This is a genomic window from Kitasatospora sp. NPDC048365 (assembly GCF_043200835.1).
Lineage (GTDB): Bacteria > Actinomycetota > Actinomycetes > Streptomycetales > Streptomycetaceae > Kitasatospora > Kitasatospora terrestris.
In genome coordinates this window covers 1-20,091 of the sequence record NZ_JBICYJ010000055.1, presented here as the reverse complement: position 1 = coordinate 20,091, position 20,091 = coordinate 1, and the positions used below count along the sequence as shown (strand labels likewise).

11 protein-coding genes and 3 pseudogenes are annotated in these 20,091 nt (G+C 72.8%); 11 read left to right on the top strand and 3 right to left on the bottom strand.

Translation table 11 applies throughout. The annotated features are described in order from the left end of the window. Positions 1–161 precede the first annotated feature (161 nt). Positions 162–1,181: a LacI family DNA-binding transcriptional regulator gene (locus tag ACGFX4_RS36020; protein ID WP_393083994.1), complete on the bottom strand. Its 1,020-nt coding sequence runs from the start codon at positions 1,179–1,181 to the stop codon at positions 162–164. A 114-nt stretch (positions 1,182–1,295) separates the two neighbouring features. On the opposite strand from ACGFX4_RS36020, the gene ACGFX4_RS36015 reads away from it, so the two are divergent. The 8 genes and pseudogenes from ACGFX4_RS36015 to ACGFX4_RS35980 form a co-directional block, all read left to right on the top strand. Then, positions 1,296–2,585 carry an ABC transporter substrate-binding protein gene (locus ACGFX4_RS36015; RefSeq protein WP_393083992.1) on the top strand — a complete coding sequence of 430 codons (1,290 nt, stop codon included), beginning with the start codon at positions 1,296–1,298 and terminating at the stop codon, positions 2,583–2,585. A gap of 116 nt (positions 2,586–2,701) precedes the next feature. Further along, a complete protein-coding gene (locus ACGFX4_RS36010; protein ID WP_393083989.1) occupies positions 2,702–3,580 on the top strand; it encodes a carbohydrate ABC transporter permease in 879 nt (292 codons plus the stop codon). Beyond that, positions 3,577–4,401 carry a carbohydrate ABC transporter permease gene (locus ACGFX4_RS36005; protein WP_393083986.1) on the top strand — a complete coding sequence of 275 codons (825 nt, stop codon included), beginning with the start codon at positions 3,577–3,579 and terminating at the stop codon, positions 4,399–4,401. Before ACGFX4_RS36010 ends, ACGFX4_RS36005 begins: the two co-directional genes overlap by 4 nt. 50 nt (positions 4,402–4,451) lie before the next feature. Then, positions 4,452–5,702: a glycosyl hydrolase gene (locus tag ACGFX4_RS36000; protein ID WP_393083983.1), complete on the top strand. Its 1,251-nt coding sequence runs from the start codon at positions 4,452–4,454 to the stop codon at positions 5,700–5,702. A gap of 94 nt (positions 5,703–5,796) precedes the next feature. Further along, complete coding sequence (locus tag ACGFX4_RS35995; protein ID WP_393083981.1) at positions 5,797–8,847, top strand: alpha-mannosidase; 3,051 nt, start codon at positions 5,797–5,799, stop codon at positions 8,845–8,847. A 129-nt stretch (positions 8,848–8,976) separates the two neighbouring features. Then, entirely contained in the window at positions 8,977–9,687 is a 711-nt protein-coding gene (locus tag ACGFX4_RS35990; RefSeq protein WP_393083978.1) for a beta-glucanase, read from the top strand. Next, a pseudogene (locus tag ACGFX4_RS35985) lies at positions 9,597–10,331 on the top strand (ATP-binding cassette domain-containing protein); the annotation flags it as partial. The gene ACGFX4_RS35990 and the pseudogene ACGFX4_RS35985, both read left to right, overlap by 91 nt. A 267-nt stretch (positions 10,332–10,598) precedes the next feature. Next, positions 10,599–11,702 (top strand): annotated as a pseudogene (locus ACGFX4_RS35980) (SpoIIE family protein phosphatase); the annotation flags it as partial. Between the two features lie 54 nt (positions 11,703–11,756). Here the strand turns inward: ACGFX4_RS35980 and ACGFX4_RS35975 are convergent. Continuing rightward, positions 11,757–12,476, bottom strand: a pseudogene (locus tag ACGFX4_RS35975) (thioesterase family protein); the annotation flags it as partial. A gap of 248 nt (positions 12,477–12,724) precedes the next feature. On the opposite strand from ACGFX4_RS35975, the gene ACGFX4_RS35970 reads away from it, so the two are divergent. Together ACGFX4_RS35970 and ACGFX4_RS35965 are read left to right on the top strand one after the other, a co-directional pair. Then, positions 12,725–13,393 (top strand): TetR/AcrR family transcriptional regulator, encoded by a 669-nt coding sequence (locus ACGFX4_RS35970; RefSeq protein ID WP_393083976.1) that lies wholly within the window; start codon positions 12,725–12,727, stop codon positions 13,391–13,393. A 207-nt stretch (positions 13,394–13,600) separates the two neighbouring features. After that, a complete protein-coding gene (locus ACGFX4_RS35965) occupies positions 13,601–14,956 on the top strand; it encodes a lamin tail domain-containing protein (RefSeq protein ID WP_393084085.1) in 1,356 nt (451 codons plus the stop codon). A gap of 64 nt (positions 14,957–15,020) precedes the next feature. On the opposite strand, the gene ACGFX4_RS35960 is transcribed toward ACGFX4_RS35965, so the two are convergent. After that, positions 15,021–15,320 carry a DUF4193 domain-containing protein gene (locus ACGFX4_RS35960; protein WP_393083974.1) on the bottom strand — a complete coding sequence of 100 codons (300 nt, stop codon included), beginning with the start codon at positions 15,318–15,320 and terminating at the stop codon, positions 15,021–15,023. Positions 15,321–15,621: 301 nt separating this feature from the next. Here ACGFX4_RS35960 and ACGFX4_RS35955 point away from each other — a divergent pair, with 301 nt between their 5' ends. Beyond that, positions 15,622–19,962: a discoidin domain-containing protein gene (locus tag ACGFX4_RS35955; RefSeq protein ID WP_393083971.1), complete on the top strand. Its 4,341-nt coding sequence runs from the start codon at positions 15,622–15,624 to the stop codon at positions 19,960–19,962. Positions 19,963–20,091: the final 129 nt, after the last annotated feature.

Here is a 20,091-nt window from a genome sequence, read left to right as displayed (position 1 = left end):
GAGGGTGGGGGCGGGGCCGGTGTGCATGTGTGCAGTGGTGCATGTGCGCGGTGGCGCGTGGGTGCGGTGGCGCGTGGTGCGGCCGAACGGGTGGCGTTCGGCCGCAGCGAGGCTAAACCGGTTCAGAACGGGGTGTCAACGGTGCCTGCGTCAACTCCCGTTCAGGGGGCGGGCGGTGAGGTGGACTCCCGGACGGTCAGCCGGGGCGTGGGCATCTGCAGGTCGGCCTCCGGCCCGGTGCCCTCGATCGCCTCCAGGACGCTGCGTGCGACCTGCTCGCCGAGCGCGAAGGTGTCGCGGCGCAGCGCGGTGAGCGGGGGGTGCACGATCCGGGCGAGCACCGAGTCGTCGAAGGAGACGAGGGACAGCTCGCCGGGAACGGCGACGCCCATCTCGCCGGCCACGCCGAGCCCGGCGACCGCCATCACGTCGCTGTCGTAGACGATCGCGGTGGGCCGGCGCGGGCGGGAGAGCAGCGCGCGGGTGGCGGCCGCGCCCTCGGCGTCGCTGAAGTCGGTGGGGACGGAGACGGCCTCCTCCAGGCCTAGCCGGCGCGCGGCGTCGCGCAGCGCGCGGATCCGGCGCTGGGTGTGCTGGAAGTGCGGCAGTCCGGCGAGGTGGGCGATCCGCCGGTGCCCGATGGCGGCGAGGTAGTCGATGATGGAGAGCATCGCCTCCCGGTCGTCGGCCCAGATCCGGCGCGGGCCGGCGCCCTTGCCGGGGCCGCCCAGCATGACGGCGGGGACGCCGAGTTCGTCGAGCACGGCGAGCCGCGGGTCGCGCACCTGGAGGTCGACCAGGACGAAGGCGTCGACCCGGTGCTCGGAGGCCCAGCGACGGTAGACCTCGATCTCGGCGGCGGTGTCCTCGACCACCATCAGCTGCAGGGCGACGGAGGCGGCCGAGAGCACGCCCTGGATGCCGGAGAGCAGTTGGTTGAAGAACGGTTCGACGCCGATGGTGCGGGCGGGCCGGGCGATCACCAGCCCGACGGCGTCGGCGCGGGCTCCGCCGAGGGCGCGGGCCGCGCTGTGCGGGCGCCAGTTCATCTCCTCGGCCACCTGCAGGATCCGCTCCTTGGTCGCCTCACTGACCCCGGGCCGGCCGTTGAGCGCGAAGGACACCGCGCCCTTCGAGACGCCGGCCCGGCGGGCAATGTCGGCAATGGTCGGTCTACCCACGGGTTCTGTCCCCTCTCTTGACACCCGAGTTTAGGCCGGAGCATAGTCCCTGCCAGTGCTAGACCGGTTTAGTACCTCAGGCTGTCCCCCACCACCCTCATCACGGGAGACCCCATGCGAAGAATCCGGTCCGCGTTAGCCGCGACGGCCCTCGCCGCCGGCGCGCTCACCGGCTGCGGCCTCGGCTCCGGCGACGGCGGAGGCGGCGCGGACGCCGCGAAGGCCGCCGCCACCGGCGAGGTCAAGGGCAAGGTCTCGCTCCAGACCTGGGCCCTGAAGCCCAAGTTCACCGACTACATGCAGTCCGTCATCGCCGGCTTCGAGCAGAAGTACCCCGGCGTGAAGGTCGAATGGCTGGACCAGCCCGGGGAGGGCTACTCCGACAAGGTGCTCAGCCAGGCCGCCGCCGGGACGCTGCCCGACGTGGTCAACCTCCCGCCCGACTTCGCGCTGCCGCTCGCCAAGCAGAACCTCCTGCTGGACGTCGCCGCGGCCGATCCGAAGCTGACCGAGGAGTACGTCGCGGGCGGCGTGGGCGCCTACCGCTTCGCGGGCCGGGACGGCACCTACGGCTACCCGTGGTACCTCAACACCGACGTGAACTACTGGAACGCGGAGCTGCTCACCAGGAACGGACTGGACCCGAAGCAGCTCCCCACCACCCTCGACGAGCTGATCGCCCAGGCCCGGGTCTACAAGCAGAAGTCCGGCGGATCCGGCTACCTGATGAGCCGCAAGCCCGGCCTCGGCGACCTGGCGAACGCGGGCGTCAAGCTGATGAGCGACGACGGCAAGGCCTTCACCTTCAACACCCCGGAGGCCGCCGCGCTGCTCGACAGGTACCGGGACGCGTTCAAGGAGGGCCTGCTGCCGACCGACGTGCTGACCGACACCTACGCCGGCAACTCCAAGCTCTTCGGGGCCGGCACGGCGGCCTGGACCACCGGCGGCGCCAACTTCATCAGCAGCGTCGCCACCGACAACCCCACCCTCGCGCCGAAGATCGTCTCCTCCCCCGCGATGGGCACCCCGCCGCTGTACGTGCAGGGCCTGTCGGTGCCCCGGGCCACCAGGAACCCGGCCGCCGCCGTGGCGCTCGCCCGCTGGGTGACCAGCCCGGACAACCAGGCCGCGCTCTCCAGGCTGACCAGCGTCTTCCCGTCGACCACGGCCTCGGCCTCGGATCCGCAGTTCAGCCGGAGCGACGGCAGCAACGCCGGCGACGCCAAGGTCACCGCCTTCACCTCGCTCGCCGAGGCGCGGATGATCCAGCCCGTCCAGGTCGACGACGCCATGAGCACCGTCGTCAAGCAGCAGTTCGCCCTGGCCATCAGCGGCGACGCCACCTCGAAGCAGGCCCTGGACACCGCCGTCGAGCGATGCAACCAGCTGCTGAAGGGCTGACCGCCGCCCCGCACCGAGGCACCGGCGGGCGACGGCACCCCCACGCCGCCGCCCGCCGGGCACGCACCGACCGGACCCGGACCCGGCCCCGGACCCGGCCCCAGGAAGGGAAGGCATTGACCCATCGGCGCTGGTTCACCCCCTGGCTGCTCGCCGGGCCCGCGATCCTCTGGCTGGCCGTCTTCAACCTCTGGCCGGCGCTCAACACGGTGATCCTGTCGTTCACCAACGCCAAGCCGCTCGGCGGCGGGCGGTTCACCGGCCTGGACAACTACCGGCGCGCGCTGGGCGACGAGCAGCTCGCCGACGCCCTGCTCAACTCGATCGTCTACCTGCTGGTCTGCCTGCCGCTGCTGACCTTCCTGCCGCTGCTGCTCGCCCTGCTGGTCGAGCGGCGACTGCCCGGCATCGCGTTCTTCCGCACCGCCTTCTACACCCCGGTGGTGGCCTCCGCGGTGGTGGTCGCGCTGATCTGGGGCTGGGTGCTGGACGACCGCGGGCTGGTCAACGGCGTGCTGCGGCAGACCGGGCTGGCCGGCTCCCCTGTGCCGTTCCTCACCGACCGCTGGCTGCTGCTGCTCAGCGCCATCGCCCTGACCGCCTGGAAGGGGCTCGGCTACTACATGGTGATCTACCTGTCGGCGCTGGCGAACGTCGGCCGCGAGCTGCACGAGGCGGCGGCCGTGGACGGCGCCGGGGCGGTCCGCCGGTTCTGGCACGTCACCCTGCCCGGGGTCCGCCCGACCGTGCTGCTGGTCTCGGTGCTGATCTCGGTCTCGGCGCTGCGGGTCTTCTCCGAGCTGTACGTGCTCTCGCACGGCACCGGCGGCCCGGGCGGCCGGGACATGTCGGTGGTGATGCTCATCCAGATGTACAGCCGCGGCTTCACCGGGCACCTCGGGTACGCCTCGGCGCTCAGCCTGCTGCTCTTCCTGATCACGCTGGGCCCGCTCCTGCTGCTGGGCCGCCTGGACCGGAAGGCGGACCGCCGGTGACCGCGCGCGCCGCCCTGGCCCTCCGTTACCTGCTCCTGCTGCTCGTGCTGCTGCTGGTGATCGGCCCGTTCCTGTGGCAGCTGTCCACCTCGCTCAAGGGCCCGGGCGAGGACGTGTTCACCGCCACCCCGCACCTGCTGCCCGAGCACCCGACGCTTCGCAACTACGCGACGGTGGCCGAGACCGTCCCGGTGTGGACGTATGCCGCCAACTCCGTCGCGGTCGCCGCGCTTGCCGTGTTCGGCAACGTGGTCGGCTGCACCCTGGCGGGCTATGCGCTGGCGAAGCTGCGCTTCCGGGGCGCCCGGCTGGTGCTCGGCCTGATCCTGGCGACGCTGGTCCTTCCGGGCGAGGCCACCCTGGTCTCCCAGTACGTGACCGTGCGCAGCCTGGGCCTGGCGGACACGTTGACCGGGGTGGCGCTGCCCGGCGCGCTCGCGATGCTCAACGTGCTGCTGATGCGCACCGCGTTCGCCGCCGTGCCGCCGGAGCTGGACCAGGCGGCGCTGGTGGACGGCGCCGGGGTGTGGCAGCGGCTGTGGCACGTGGGCCTGCCGAACGTGCGCGGGATGCTCAGCGTGGTCGTGATCTTCACCTTCATCGGTGCCTGGGACGACTTCCTGTGGCCGCTGATCGTGCTCAACGATCCGCAGAAGTACACGCTGACCGTGGGCCTGCAGTACCTGAACGGCACGTTCAGCGCCAACCCGCGGCTGATCGCCGCCGGCACCATGATCGCGTTCCTGCCGATCGTGCTGGTGTTCGCCGTCTGCCAGCGGTTCTTCTTCCGCGGTGTGGAGGAGGGTGCTGTGAAGGGCTGACGCCCCCGTGACCGCCGTCCCCCGCCCCTCGGACCAGAAAGCCACGGCCGATGACCTCCGCGCCCCGTTTCGGCGTCAACTACACGCCCTCCCAGGGCTGGTTCCACCACTGGCTGGACTTCGACCCGGACTCCGTCCGCGCCGACCTCGACTCGATCGCCGCGCTGGGCCTGGACCACGTGCGGGTCTTCCCGCTCTGGCCGCTGTTCCAGCCCAACCGCACCCTGATCCGCCCGCGCGCCGTCGAGCAGCTCGCCGAACTGGTGGACGCGGCCGCCGAGCGCGGCCTGGACGTCGCCGTGGACGGCCTCCAGGGCCACCTGTCGAGCTTCGACTTCGAGCCGTCGTGGATCCGCAGCTGGCACCGCCGCAACATGTTCACCGACCCGGACGTGGTCGACGCCCAGGCCGCCTACCTGGGCACGCTCGCCGCCGCGCTGGCCGACCGGCCGAACTTCCTCGGCATGACGGTCGGCAACGAGGTCGACCAGTTCTCCGGCGACCCCCACCCGGACCCCGACCGGGCCACCCCCGAGCAGGTCGAGGCGTGGCTGCGCCGGATGGTCGGGGCCTGCGAGCGGGGTGCGCCGGGCCGGATGCACCTGCACGCCTCGTACGACGCCGCCTGGTACCTGGACGAGCACCCCTTCACCCCGTGGCACTCGGCCCGGATCGGCGCCGTGACCGCCATCCACTCCTGGGTGTTCAACGGCACCGCGCAGCGCTACGGCGGGCGTTCGGCGGCGAGCGAGGGGCACGCCGCCTACCTGGTGGAGCTGTCCAAGGCCTGGGCGCGGGACCCGCACCGCCCGGTGTGGCTGCAGGAGGTCGGGGCGCCCGCGCCGTACGTCTCCGCCGGGGAGGCCGCCGGGTTCGCCGGTGGGACGGTGGCGGCCGTGCTGGACTGCCCCGACCTGTGGGGCGTCACCTGGTGGTGCTCGCACGACGTCGACCGCTCGCTCGCCGACTTCCCCGAACTGGAGTACAGCCTGGGGCTGTTGACCACCGACCGCCGGGTCAAGCCGGCCGGCCGGCGGCTCGCCGGGGAGATCGCCGCGGTGCGCGCGGACTGGCGGCCGCCGGCCCCGCGAACCACCGCCGTGGTGGTGGCCACCGGGGACGGGGTCACCGCGCCGAAGCGTTCGGTCTGCGCGCCCGGCGGCGCGGTGTTCGAGGCGTTCCTGCAACTGGCCGCCGACGGCGCCCGGCCGACCGCCGTCCTCGCCGAGCGCGCCGAGGACGCCGCCCACCTCGCGGCGCGCGGCATCGGCGAGGTCGTCCACCCCGAGCACGTCCGCTGACCTACCGTCGACAGCGGGCCGGCCCCGCTGCCGTCCCCGTCTCCCCCGTCACCCTCGCCACCCCCGTCACCCTCGTCCAACGGAGTCCGCTGCCATGCATGATGACCGCGCCCTGGTCGAAGCCCGTCTCAAGCGCGTCCTCGCGGAGCGCATCCGCCCCGCCGTGTACCCCGAGTCCGTGCCGCTGGCCGTGTCGATCTGGACCGCGCCGGACGAGCCGGTGCCGGTCGCCGAGGGGCTGGCGGCGCCGCGCGTCCCGGTCGCCTCCGGCGACGCCTGGGGCGCGCCGTGGGGCACCAGCTGGATCACCGTCGAGGGCACCGTGCCCGAGGCCTGGGCGGGGCGGACCGTCGAGGCGCTGATCGACCTCGGCTTCGACGCCAACATGCCGGGCTTCCAGTGCGAGGGCCTGGTCTACCGCCCGGACGGCAGCCCGGTGAAGGGGCTCAACCCGCAGAACCAGTGGGTGCGGATCGCCGCGCCCGCGGTCGGCGGCGAGCGGGTGCTGCTGCACGTGGAGGCCGCCTCCAATCCGGTCGTCCTGGACTACCACCCGTTCGTGCCGACCGAGTTGGGCGACAAGGCGACTGCGGGCGACACCCCGCAGTACCGGCTGGGCCCGATCGAGCTCGCCGTCTTCGACGAGACGGTGTGGCAGCTGGTGATGGACCTGGAGGTGCTCGGCGAGCTGATGGCCGAGCTGCCGCCGGACGGCCCGCGCCGCTGGGACCTGCTGCGCGCGGTCGAGCGCGCCCTGGACGCGGTCGACCTGCAGGACGTCAACGCCACCGCCGCCGCGGCCCGGGCCGAGCTCGCCGACGTGCTGGCGTCCCCCGCCGCGCCGTCCGCGCACCGGATCGGGGCGATCGGCCACGCGCACATCGACTCGGCGTGGCTGTGGCCGCTGCGCGAGACGGTCCGCAAGGTGGCCCGCACCACGGCCAACATGACGGCGCTGCTGGAGGACGAGCCGGAGTTCCTGTACGCGATGTCCCAGGCGCAGCAGTTCGCCTGGATCAAGGAGCACCGCCCGGAGGTGTACGCGCGGGTGAAGAAGGCGGTCGCGGACGGGCGGTTCGTGCCGACCGGCGGCATGTGGGTGGAGTCGGACACCAACATGCCCTCGTCGGAGGCGATGGCCCGTCAGTTCGTCCACGGCAAGCGGTTCTTCCTGGAGGAGTTCGGGATCGAGAACGAGGAGGTGTGGCTGCCGGACACCTTCGGCTTCACCGGCGGGCTTCCGCAGATCATCCGCAACGCGGGGTCCAAGTGGCTGCTGACGCAGAAGATCTCGTGGAGCCAGGTCAACACGTTCCCGCACCACACCTTCCTGTGGGAGGGCATCGACGGGACGCGGATCTTCACCCATTTCCCGCCGGTGGACACCTACAACTGCTCGATGAAGGGCAGCGAGATCGCGCACGCGGTGCGCAACTTCAAGGACAAGGGTGCGGCGCGGCACTCGCTGGCGCCGACCGGCTGGGGCGACGGCGGCGGGGGCACCACTCGGGAGATGGTCGCCAAGGCGGCCCGGCTGCACGACCTGGAGGGCTCGGCGACGGTGCGGTGGGAGCGGCCGGCGGAGTTCTTCGCGCAGGCCGAGGCGGAGTACCCGAATCCGCCGGTGTGGGTGGGCGAGCTGTACCTGGAGCTGCACCGGGCCACGCTGACCAGCCAGGCGCGGACCAAGCAGGGCAACCGGCGCAGCGAGAACCTGCTGCGGGAGGCCGAGCTGTGGTGCGCCACCGCGGCCCTGCGCACCGGGCACCCGTACCCGTACGAGCGCCTGGACCGGATCTGGAGGACCGTGCTGCTGCACCAGTTCCACGACATCCTGCCGGGCTCCTCGATCGCCTGGGTGCACCGGGAGGCGGAGGCCACGTACGCGGGGCTGGCGGCGGAGCTGGAGGAGCTGATCGGGGCGGCCCAGCGGGCGCTGGCGGGCGAGGCGTCCGGCGGGCGGGAGCTGGTGTTCAACGCGGCGCCGCACGGCCGTTCGGCGGTGCCGGCGGGCGGCGCGGCGGTGGCTCCGGCCGGCGTGGGCGGGTGCACGGTGGGCGCCCGCGAGGGCGGCGGGTTCGTCCTGGACAACGGGCGGCTGCGGGTCGTAGTGGACGGCGACGGCCTGGTGGTGTCGGCGGTCGACGCGGCGAGCGGGCGGGAGGCGGTGGCGCCGGGTGCGCGGGCGAACCTGCTGCAGCTCCACCCGGACTTCCCGAACATGTGGGACGCCTGGGACGTCGACCAGTTCTACCGCAACACGGTGACCGACCTGACCGCCGCGGACGAGGTCGCCGTGCAGGCCGACGGCCCGGACGAGGTCGCGGTGCGGGTCGCCCGCTCGTTCGGCTCGTCCACCGTGGTGCAGGTGCTGCGGCTGCGGGCGGGCGGGGCGCGGCTGGACATCGACACCGAGGTGGACTGGCACGAGACGGAGAAGTTCCTGAAGGCGGCGTTCCCGCTGGACCTGCACGCCGAGCGGTACGCGGCCGAGACCCAGTTCGGCCACCAGTTCCGGCCCACGCACACCAACACCAGCTGGGAGGCGGCCAAGTTCGAGGCCTGCAACCACCGCTTCGTGCACCTGGCCGAGCCGGGGTTCGGCGTGGCCCTGGTGACCGCGTCGACGTACGGGCACGACGTCACCCGGGCGGTCCGTCCGGCGGACGGCGGGACGACCACCACCGTCCGGTTCTCGCTGCTGCGTGCCCCGCGCTTCCCCGATCCGTGTACCGACCAGGGGGTGCACCGGTTCCGGCACGCGCTGGTGCCCGGCGCGGGGATCGCCGACGCGGTCCGCGAGGGCTACGCGATCGGGCTGCCGGAGCGGCGGGTGACCGGGACGGCGCGGGAGGTGCGTCCGCTGGTCGAGGTGGACGCGGACGCGATCGTGGTGAGCGCCGTCAAGCTGGCCGACGACGGCAGCGGCGACCTGGTGGTGCGGGTCTACGAGTCCGGTGGCGGGCGGGCCCGGGGCCGGCTCGCGACGTCCTTCCCGCTGGCGTCGGCCGTCCGCTGCGACCTGTTGGAGCGCCCGTGGGACGGCGCCCGCTGCGAGGCCGTCGCGGACGGCGACGGGGTGCGGCTCGCCCTGCGCCCGTTCGAGTTGGCCACACTGCGGCTGACCCCGGCCGGGCGGGCCTGACGGCGCGGATCGATCGTGTGCGCCCGGCGCAGTGGCCGCGCTCCCGTGCGCCGGGCAGCGGACGATCCGGACGTGATTCTTCCGGGGATACCGAGGTCGGAAGGCCCTGCGACCTGGGAGAGTGACCCGTTGACCGGATCCGTACCTTCGAACGCACCCGTCGTGGTGTTCGACGCCCCCTTCTCCGACCGCTCGCAGTGGGCGGTCGGAGTCTCCTCCGCGTACCCGCCCAACGGGCGCAACCCCGGCGACAACAAGCTCGACCACCTGGTGCCGGGCTTCGGGCCGAGCGCGGACCGGTTCGCCGCGGTCCGCGAGAGCAGCCGCAGCTGGCGCACCCCGCTGGTGACCACCGAGAACACCCCGGGCGGCTTCGAGCTGCGGCCCGGCGACCTGCTGGAGGCGCGCTGCCTGCTGACGGCCGCCCAGGGCGCGTGGCCCGCGATCTGGACCTGGGGGCGTGACCGGCCGGACGGTCGGCCGCAGCCCGGCCACGGGGAGGTGGACGTCCTGGAGTACCACGGCGACCACCCGCGGATGCTGGAGCTCAGCAACCACACCGCGCCCGGCGCGGCGGCCTACCTGGACAACCTGGTGACCCCCGGTCAGTGGTTCACCGTCTCCTGCCGGTTCGGCACCGACTCGGTCCGCTGGTCGGTCGACGGCCGGGAGGTGTTCGCGGACGGCGCCGGCGTGGACGCCGACTGGCGGGCCTGGATCATCGTCAACCTGTCCGTCTCCGCCGGGCAGTGGGGCCACCCGGCGCCCCGGCCGGACGTCTCCCGCCTCTCCTGGCGCTGCAACCGCCTGCGCGTGCTGCGCACGCCGCCGACCGGTTAGGCCCCGCAGGCGGCCGTCGGGGATGCCGCCGAACGGGCGGCCGCCCGTGTGTCGGCTTCACCCCCCGCGCCGCCGGTGTCAGGGTGGAGGACCGGGGCCGCGGGTGTGCCCCGGACGGCGGCACCCCGGTGCGGGGGGCTGTTGGGTCGGCTGCCCTGACGGACCGCGGAGAGTGTGGAGGTGGCCCCGTGCCCGGCGTCCCGCTGTTGTCCCTGCGCGGGATCTCCAAGCACTACGGCCCCGTCCAGGTCCTGCACGCGGTGGACCTGCAGGTCGAGCACGGCCAGGTGATCGGCCTGGTCGGGGACAGCGGGGCCGGCAAGAGCACCCTGGTCAAGGTCGTCTCCGGGGCCGGCCCGGCGGACGCCGGGACGATCGAGTGGCAGGGCCGGCCGGTCGCCCTGCGCCGGCCGGCCGACGCGGGGCGGCTCGGCATCGCCACCGTCTACCAGGACCTCCCGCTGGTCGGCCGGCTCGACGTGGTCGCCAACCTCTACCTCGGGCGGGAGCTGCGCCGCTTCGGCGTGCTGCGCGAGATCGAGATGGCGAAACGCTCGCTGGCCCTGCTCGACCAGCTGTCCATCCGCCTGCCGAGCGTCCGCGTCCCGGTGGCGGCGCTCTCCGCCGAGCAGCGGCAGCTGGTCGCCATCGCGCGGGCGCTGATCGGGAAGCCCAGCCTGGTGGTCCTCGACGAGCCCACCTCGGCGCTGCCGCTCGACCAGACCACCCGCGTGCTGGACCTGATCCGCCGGCTCCGGGAGCAGGGCCACGCCGTCGTCATGATCAGCCACAACCTGGAGGAGATCCAGGCCGTCGCCGACCAGATCGCGGTCCTGCGGCTGGGCCGCAACAACGGCGTCTTCGACGCCAAGTACACCAGCCAGGAGCAGATCGCCGCCGCCATCACCGGCGGCCACCCGCTCGCCGTGTCCCTGCAGCAGAGCCTGCTCCCGCGCGGCCTGCCCGTCCAGGACGCCGTCGAGGCCGCCTACCGCTACCTGCCCGCCCACGCGGCGGTGGGCGGCGACTGGTTCGACGTGATCCCGCTGTCCGGCGCCCGGGTGGCGCTGGTGGTCGGCGACGTGGTCGGCCACGGCCTGCACGCCGCCGCCACCATGGGCCGGCTGCGCACCGCCGTCCACAACCTCGCCATGCTCGACCTGCCGCCCGACGAGCTGCTCACCCACCTCGACGAGGTGGTCGCCCGGATCGACGAGGAGCAGGCCGCCGACGGCCGCGAGGGCGCCATCATCGGCGCCACCTGCCTGTACGCGATCTACGACCCGGTCACCTGCCGCTGCCAGCTCGCCCGGGCCGGCCACCTGCCGCCCGTCCTGGTGCACCCGGACGGCACCGCGACCATCCCCGACACCCCGGCCGGTCCGCCGCTGGGCCTGCGCGGCCTGCCGTTCACCACCACCGAGTTCGACGTCCCCGAGGGCAGCCAGCTGGTCCTGTACACCGACGGGCTGGTCGAGTCGCGGACCAAGGACATCGACGAGGGCCTCGACCGGCTCCGCGCCGCGCTCACCCACCCGGAACGCTCCCCGGAGCAGACCTGCCAGGACGTCCTGGACGCCATGCTCCCGGTCAACCCGACCGACGACATCGCCCTGCTGATCGCCCGCACCCTGGCCCTGCCCGCCGACCGGATCGCCGAGTGGAACGTCCCGCCCGACCCCGCGGCCGTCGCCACCACCCGTGCCGCCGCCAACGCCCAGCTGCGCGCCTGGGGCCTGGACGACCTGCTCCTCGGCACCGAGCTCATCCTCAGCGAGCTCGTCACCAACGCCATCCGGTACGGCACCGCCCCGATCGGGGTGCGCCTGCTCTACGGGCGCACCCTGATCTGCCAGGTCACCGACGCCAGCACCACCTCACCGCGGATGCGGCTCGCCGCCGCCACCGACGAGGGCGGCCGCGGACTCCTGCTCATCGCGCAGATCGCCCAGCGCTGGGGCACCCAGCACACCGACACCGGCAAGACCATCTGGACCGAGCAGAGCCTCCCCTGACCCGGCCGGCACCGCCTCCCGCCGCCCGTGGGCGCGCGGGCGGACCGTCAGCATCTGCTCGACCCGGCCGACCGGGCCGGTGGTGTCGTGCAGGGCCGAGCTGGTGATGCCGAGGCCGTCGGGGCCCAGCACCACGCCGGTCTCGAAGCCGAGCCACTCGCCGACGGGCTGCCGGTGCAGGTGGATGGTGAGGTCGACGTTGGGGTAGTGCCAGTCGGTCGGCGACGCGCGGACCGCGAGTCCGTTCGCGGTGTCGACCATGGCGATCCAGGAGGCCAGGGTGCCGACCTCCTCGCCCTCGATCAGGCCGACCCGGCTGCGCGTCCACGACCGGGACCGGCCGGGCACGGCGTCGGCCTCGCGCCGGATGTCCAGCGAGTGCACGAAGCCGCCGCCGAAGAGCGTGGTGAGGTCCCAGGCGGGCACCGCGTCCGGCGCGGGCAGCACGGCGGGCGCGCCGCCCGCGACCTCGGTGGTGTCGATCACCGCGAGGCGCCAGGCGCGCGCGATCACGGCGGTGCGGCCGTGCTGGCCGACCCGCGCCTCGACCAGGCAGATCGTGCGGCCGGGCCGCAGGACCTCGACCGTGACCTCGAACGCGTCCAGGGTCAGCACGCCGAGGATGTCCAGGCCGAGCCGCGCCGTCTGCAGCCCGTCCGGCCCGACCGCCCGTTCGATCTCGTGGACGAGCAGGCCCGCCATCGGCGCGATGTGCTGCTCGGTCGGCGACCACCCGCCGGTGGCGTGCTCGGTGGGCAGGAAGTGGCCGGGCATGGCGAGGCGGCGGTAGTAGGCGCCGGTGGAAGCGGACATCGGATCCTCGGATTTCGTGGGCCGGGGGGCTCTGGCACGACCGTAGGTTCCCGCGGCGAAAAAAGTCAACCGAGCGGTCGGGTTTCCGGCTGCACGGTCATGTTCCAGTACCGGCGGATGGAAAATCGACCCCCTCGGGGGCGCGGCGATAGGGTGTGCGGACACCGCGGAGTTGCGGCGACGCGGCCGGGGACCGAGGAGGAACTGGGTTGAGCGGCACGGCGGACGAGGCCGGCGGCGCGGGTGCGCCGGAGCCGGCGGACGGAGCGTCACCGGTCCGGGGTACCGGCCGGGTCGCCCGGCGGCGCGACCGCCGCAAGGCGGAGATCGTCCACACCGCGACCCGGATCCTCGCCGACGCCGGCTACCAGGGCATGAGCCTGGAGGACGTGGCCGAGCGGACCGACATCGCCAAGGCCACGCTCTACCACTACTTCTCCTCCAAGGACGAGCTGGTCGCCGCCGCCCTGGAGTCGCTCACCCAGGAGGTCCTCCAGCGCCTGGCCGACCGGGAGCGGAAGGTCACCGGCGCCGGCGCCCGGGAGCTGCTGGCCGCACTCGTCGACGAGCAGGTGCTCATCCTCACCGAGACCGCCCCCGAGGTCGCGGCGGCCTTCTCCTGGCCCCGCACCTGGCCGCAGGCGTTCGAGGAGCCGATGAAGGACATGCGCCGCCGGCACGACGCCGTCTTCCGACGGGTCGTCGAACAGGGCGTCGCGGACGGCGAGTTCACCTGCGACAACATCAACGTGGCGCTGCAGTGCCTGCACGGCGTCCTCAACCAGTCCCCGGTCTGGATCCGCCCGGGCGTCCACGTCGAGGACCGGGAGGAGGTGCGCGCGGCGATCGTCGCGTGCGCCCTGCGCCTCTTCGGCTGACCGCCCGCGGCGCCCGGCGAAACCGCCGCGCGGGCCGTTCGGGGGGAGTTCACAGGATGCTCACCCGGCGGTGGCTGTGGGTGTCGGCGCCGGCTCGGGACCGTAATGGCGGCCTGTCAGAACGACCCCAGGACGGACATCGTGACCGAAACGCGCTCCCCCCGCCGCCGCCTCGTCGCCCTCGCCGCCGCCGTGACCGCCCCCGCGCTGGCCGCCGCCGCGGTGCTCACCGCGGCACCCGCGCAGGCCGCGCCCGCGGACGACGTGCGGATCAACGAGGTGGTGACCACCGGCAGCGTCAACGACTCGATCGAGCTCCACAACAAGGGCACGGCCGCCGTGGACGTCTCCGGCTGGATCCTCAAGGACGACAACAACAGCTCGAAGTACACCGTCGCCGCGGGCACCGTGCTCGCCGCGGGCGGCTTCAAGGCGTTCGACGTGCACGGCTCGTTCGGCCTGGGATCGAGCGACAAGGCCCGCCTGTACCTGCCGGACGGCACCACCCTGGTCGACAGCTTCACCTGGACCAGCCACTCCGCGCCGTCCTGGTCGCGCTGCGCGGACGGCACCGGCGCCTTCAAGCAGGCCGCGCTGACCCTCGGCGCCCCGAACGACTGCGGCTCCGGCTCCGGCGGCACCTCCCCCGTGGCGTGGCCGGGCGGCTCGGCGGTCGCCACGGCGGACGGCTCCAACGTCTTCGGTTCGGACCTCAGCGGCCTCTACCAGGAGGGGTCCGTGATGTGGGGCGCGCAGAACAGCGGCAAGCTGTGGCGCCTGGTCCGGGACGGCTCCGGCGGCTGGAAGCCCGACACCGCCAACGGCTGGAGCTCCGGCAAGACCCTGCGCTTCACCGGCGGCACCGGCACCCCGGACAGCGAGGGCGTGACCGTGACGTCCGCCGGCGCGGCGGGCGGGGTGTTCGTCTCCAGCGAGCGCAACGGCGACGCCTCCGGCACCAGCCGGCTCTCCGTCCTGCGCTACGACGTGTCGGGCACCGGCGGCTCGCTCACCGCGACCCGCGAGTGGAACCTCACCCCCGACCTGCCCTCGGTCGGCTCCAACGCCGGCCTGGAGGCGATCACCTGGGTCCCGGACGCGACCCTGACCGCGGCCGGGTTCAAGGACGCGAGCACCGGCGCCGCGTACGACCCCGCCCACTACGGCGCGCACACCGGCGGCGTGTTCTTCGTGGGCGTCGAAGGCACCGGCGCGATCCACGGCTACGTGCTGCAGGACTCCGGCACGTTCACCCGGATCGCCACTGTCGGCAGCGGCATGGCCGGCGTCATGGAGCTCCAGTGGGAGCCCCAGGCCTCGCGGCTGTGGGTGGTCTGCGACGACACCTGCAGCGGCCAGCACCGCACCATGACGATCAACGCCTCGGGCGTGTTCGCGACCGCGGCCGTCTACAACCGGCCCAGCGGCATGTCCAACTACAACAACGAGGGCTTCTCGCCGGCCGGCTCCGACGAGTGCGTCGCCGGCTCGAAGCCGGTCTACTGGGCCGACGACGCCAACGACGGCGGCCACGCGATCCGGCGCGGCACGATCGCCTGCTGAGCGGTCCGCCCCTGCGCCCGTCGTCCCGTACCGGGGCGGCGGGCGCTGCGCTGTGCGCTCCGGGTCAGGACGCGCAGTCGCGGCAGATGGGCTGGCCGTTGCGGTCCTCGCCGGCGAGCTGGGCGCGGTGGTGGACCAGGAAGCACGTCATGCAGGTGAACTCGTCGTCCTGCAGGGGCACGACCCGCACGGTGAGTTCCTCGCCGGACAGGTCCGCACCGGGAAGCTCCAGCCCTTCGACGGCTTCCGGGTCGGCGTCGACCGCGGAACCCTGTTTGTCGTCGCGCTGACTCTTCAGCGCCTCGATGCTCTCGTCGCGGCCTTCGTCGCCGGTGTCGCGTGGGGCGTCGTAGTCGGTTGCCAAGGCGTTGCCTTCTCGTCGAGGGTCGTTTCCCTCCACCATGCCACCTGTCGGCCGGATTAACCGCCAATGCCCCGCCCGACCTGCGCCTCCGCGCCGCAACAGGGCCGTCCGGGTGGCACGGCGCCCCGAAGGCACCCTGCCGGGCCCGGAGTCGGCGTCGACCGGCCATCTCTTTAAGGAACGTTGACACTCCCATCACCACTCTGTAACTCTTGGGTGCTCCCACGCAAAAAACTGACAGATAGACATCATTTTCTCGACTCCCAATCTCCCCCCACCCATCCAGAGACAGAGGGACGTCATGAGATCGAAGCGCCTACTCCCCCGGCTGACGGCGACGTCGGTCACGGTGGGCATGCTCCTGATCGCGGGCCCCGTGCTGCCCGCCCGGGCCGCGGGCGGGCCCAACCTGGCCGCCGGGAAGGCGGTGACCGCGAGCAGCGCGAACGGCCAGTACGTGGTCGGCAACGTGAACGACGGCAACCAGGCGAGCTACTGGGAGAGCGGCAACGGCGCCCTCCCGCAGTGGGTCCAGGTGGACCTGGGCAGCGCCTCGTCGATCGACCAGGTGGTGCTCAAGCTGCCGACCGGCTGGGGCAACCGCACCGAGACGCTGACCGTGCTCGGTTCCACCGACGGCAGCAACTTCACCACCGTGGTCGGCTCGGCCGGGTACTCCTTCGACCAGGCCGGCGGCAACACGGTCCGGATCAACTTCCCGGCCGCCACCGCGCGTTACGTGCGCGTCCAGGTCTCCGCCAACACCGAGTGGCCGGCCGCCCAGTTCTCCGAGTTCGAGGTGTACGGCGCGGCGGCAGCCTCCGCCAACCTGCTCAAGGGCCGTACGCTCACCGCGAGCAGCGCGAACGGCGCCTACACCGCGGGCAACGTCGGTGACGACAACCAGGCCAGCTACTGGGAGAGTTCGAACAGCGCCTTCCCGCAGTGGGTACAGGGCGACCTGGGCTCGTCGGTGCAGGTCAACCGGCTGGTGCTGAAGCTCCCGAACGGCTGGGGTCAGCGCAGCCAGACGCTGAAGGTGCAGGGCTCGACGGACGGCAGCGCGTTCACCGACCTGCTGGCCTCGGCCGCCTACAGCTTCGACCCGGCGGCGGGGAACCAGGTCACGGTCTCGCTGCCCACCAGCACCACCCGCTACCTGCGGCTGCTGTTCACCGCCAACTCGGCGTGGCCGGCGGCGCAGTTGTCGGAGTTCGAGGCGTACGGCCCGGTGGGCGGCGACACCCAGGCGCCGACGGCGCCGGTGAACCTGGCGTACACCCAGCCGGAGCCCGGGAAGATCAGGCTGACCTGGGGCGCCTCCGCCGACAACGTCGGGGTGACGGGCTACGACGTCTACGCCAACGGCCAGTTGGTGACCTCGGTGGCGGGAGACGTGCTGACCTGGACGGACAGCCGGCCGGCCACCGAGACGGTGACGTACACCGTGCGGGCGAAGGACGCGGCCGGCAACCAGTCCAACCCGAGCGCGCCGGTCACCCGGACCGGCGAGGACCCGGGTGACACCGTGAAGCCGTCCGCGCCGGGCAACCTGGCGTACACCGAGCCGGCCGCCGGACAGATCCGGCTGACCTGGGACGCGGCCACCGACAACATCGGCGTGACCGGCTACGACGTGTACGCCGACGGGCAGTTGAAGGCGAGTGTGGCGGGCACCGTCCGTACCTGGACGGACAGCCAGCCCGCCTCGGCGACCGTCACCTACACCGTGCGGGCGAAGGACGCGGCCGGCAACGTGTCGGCCGCGAGCGCGCCGGTCACCCGGACCGGCAACCCGGGTACGCCCGGCAGCAACCTGGCCGCGGGCAAGCCGATCGAGGCGTCCGGGCAGGCGTGGACCTTCGCCCCGGCCAACGCCAACGACGGCAACCTGACCACGTACTGGGAGGGCAACTCGGGTGCTTTCCCGAACACCCTGACGGTCAAGCTGGGGGCGAACGCGGACCTCCAGCAGGTGGTGGTGAAGCTCAACCCCGACCCGGCGTGGGGTGCCCGCACCCAGAACATCCAGGTGCTCGGGCGGGCCGACGGCGCCACCGGCTTCACCGGTCTGAAGGCCGCCGCAGACTACCGCTTCGACCCGGCGAGCGGCGCCAACACCGTGTCGATCCCGGTCACCGACCGGGTGTCGGACCTGCAGCTGAAGTTCGCCTCCAACACCGGCGCCCCCGGCGGCCAGGTCGCGGAGCTCCAGGTGATCGGCACCCCGGCGCCCAACCCCGACCTGACGGTGACCGACGTGTCGTGGTCCCCGGCCAGCCCGAACGAGGCGACCGCGATCACCCTGCGCGCGACGGTGAAGAACATCGGCACCCTGCCGTCGCCCGCCGACAGCGTCGACTTCCTGCTCGGCGGCGCGCTCGCCGACAGCGTCGCGGTGCCGGCCCTGGCGGCCGGCGAGTCGGTGACGGTCTCCAAGAACATCGGCACCCGCCCGCAGGGCAGCTACCTGCCGAGCGCCCGGGTGGACGCCGACAACTCGGTCCGCGAGCGCAACGAGGACAACAACCTGCTGGCCGCGGCCTCCGCGATCACGGTCACCCAGGCGCCGGGCCCGGACCTGGAAGTCCTGGACGTCACGCCGAACCCGGCCAGCCCGGCGGCCGGCGCGCCCACCTCGTTCTCCGTCCAGCTGCGCAACCGGGGCATCGACCCGGCGCCCGCCGGTGTCACCCGCCTCGCCGTCGGCACCGCCACGCTGAACACCGCCACCCCGGCGATCGCGGCCGGACAGACCGTCACGCTCCCGGTCACCGGCACCTGGACGGCCGTCAGCGGCGGCGCGACGATCACCGTCACCGCCGACGCGACCGGCACCGCGCAGGAGACCAACGAGAACAACAACGTCCTCAGCAAGCCGATCGTGGTCGGCCGGGGCGCGGCCGCGCCGTTCACCGAGTACGAGGCCGAGGACGGCACCTACCAGGGCGAGCTGCTGCAGGCCGACGCCACCCGCACCTTCGGCCACACCAACTTCGCGTCGGAGTCCTCCGGCCGCAAGTCGGTGAAGCTCACCGGCACCGGCCAGTACGTCGAGATCACCTCGACCGTGCCGACCAACTCGATCGTGGTCCGCAACTCCATCCCGGACGCGCCGGGCGGCGGCGGCATCGACGCGACGCTCAGCCTCTACGCCAACGGCACCTTCGTGCAGAAGCTGACGCTGTCGTCCAAGCACAGCTGGCTGTACGGGACCACCGACCAGCCCGAGGGCCTCACCCAGACCCCGCAGGCCGACGGCCGCCGGCTGTTCGACGAGGCGCACGCGCTGCTCCCGCAGAGCTTCCCGGTCGGCACCAAGCTGCGGCTGCAGCGCGACGCCGGGGACACCGCCGCGTTCTACACCATCGACCTGATCGACCTGGAGCAGGTCGCCCCGCCGACCGCCAAGCCGGCCGAGTGCACCTCGATCACCGACTTCGGCGCCGTGCCGAACGACGGGCTGGACGACACCGCCGCGATCCAGGCCGCCGTGACTGCGGACCAGAACGGCACCATCTCCTGCGTGTGGATCCCGGCGGGCCAGTGGCGCCAGGAGAAGAAGATCCTCACCGACGACCCGCTCAACCGGGGCATGTACAACCAGGTGGGCATCCGTGACGTCACCGTCCGCGGCGCGGGCATGTGGCACTCGCAGCTCTACACGCTGACCGAGCCGCACCTGGCCACGGGCAGCATCAACCACCCGCACGAGGGCAACTTCGGCTTCGACATCGACGACAACACCCAGATCTCGGACATCGCGATCTTCGGGTCGGGCCGGATCCGCGGCGGCGCGGACGGCTCCGAGGGCGGCGTCGGCCTGAACGGCCGGTTCGGCAAGAACACGAAGATCAACAACGTCTGGATCGAGCACGCCAACGTCGCCGTCTGGGTCGGCCGCGACTACGACAACATCCCGGACCTGTGGAACCCCGCCGACGGGCTGCAGTTCAGCGGCATGCGGATCCGCGACACCTACGCGGACGGCATCAACTTCTCCAACGGCACCCGCAACTCCAAGGTGTTCAACTCCACCTTCCGCACCACCGGTGACGACGCGATGGCCGTCTGGGCCAACAAGTACGTCAAGAACACCTCGGTGGACATCGGCCACGACAACAGCTTCACCAACAACACCGTCCAGCTCCCCTGGCGGGCCACCGGCATCGCGGTGTACGGCGGGTACGGCAACCGGATCGAGAACAACCTGGTCTACGACACCGCCAACTACCCCGGCATCATGCTCGCCACCGACCACGACCCGCTGCCCTTCTCCGGGCAGACCCTGATCGCCAACAACGCGATCTACCGCAGCGGCGGCGCGTTCTGGAACGAGGACCAGGAGTTCGGGGCGCTCACCCTGTTCGCCGCGAACCAGGACATCCCCGGTGTGGTCATCCGCGACACCGAGATCCACGACAGCACCTACGACGGCATCCAGTTCAAGACCGGCGGCGGGACCATCCCCGACGTGAAGATCACCAACGTGAGCATCGACAAGTCGAACAACGGCGCGGGCATCCTGGCGATGTCCGGCGCACGCGGCAGCGCCGTGCTCACCGACGTCCGCGTCACCAACTCCGCCAAGGGCGACATCGTCCGCCAGCCCGGCACCACCTTCACCATCACCAACGGGTAGCACCTGCTGACCGGCCCCGGGGGGGGGGGGGGGGGGGGGGCGCGCCCCGGGGGCGGGGGGGGGGGGGGGGGGGGGGGGATAGTAGGGGGGGGGGGGGGGGCGGGGGGGTGGGGTGGGGGGGGGGGGGGT

Coding starts and splice junctions, on each gene's coding strand:
- ACGFX4_RS36015 (WP_393083992.1), top strand. CDS start 1,296: ATGCGAAGAATCCGGTCCGCGTTAGCCGCGACGGCCCTCGCCGCCGGC.
- ACGFX4_RS36000 (WP_393083983.1), top strand. CDS start 4,452: ATGACCTCCGCGCCCCGTTTCGGCGTCAACTACACGCCCTCCCAGGGC.
- ACGFX4_RS35995 (WP_393083981.1), top strand. CDS start 5,797: ATGCATGATGACCGCGCCCTGGTCGAAGCCCGTCTCAAGCGCGTCCTC.
- ACGFX4_RS35955 (WP_393083971.1), top strand. CDS start 15,622: ATGAGATCGAAGCGCCTACTCCCCCGGCTGACGGCGACGTCGGTCACG.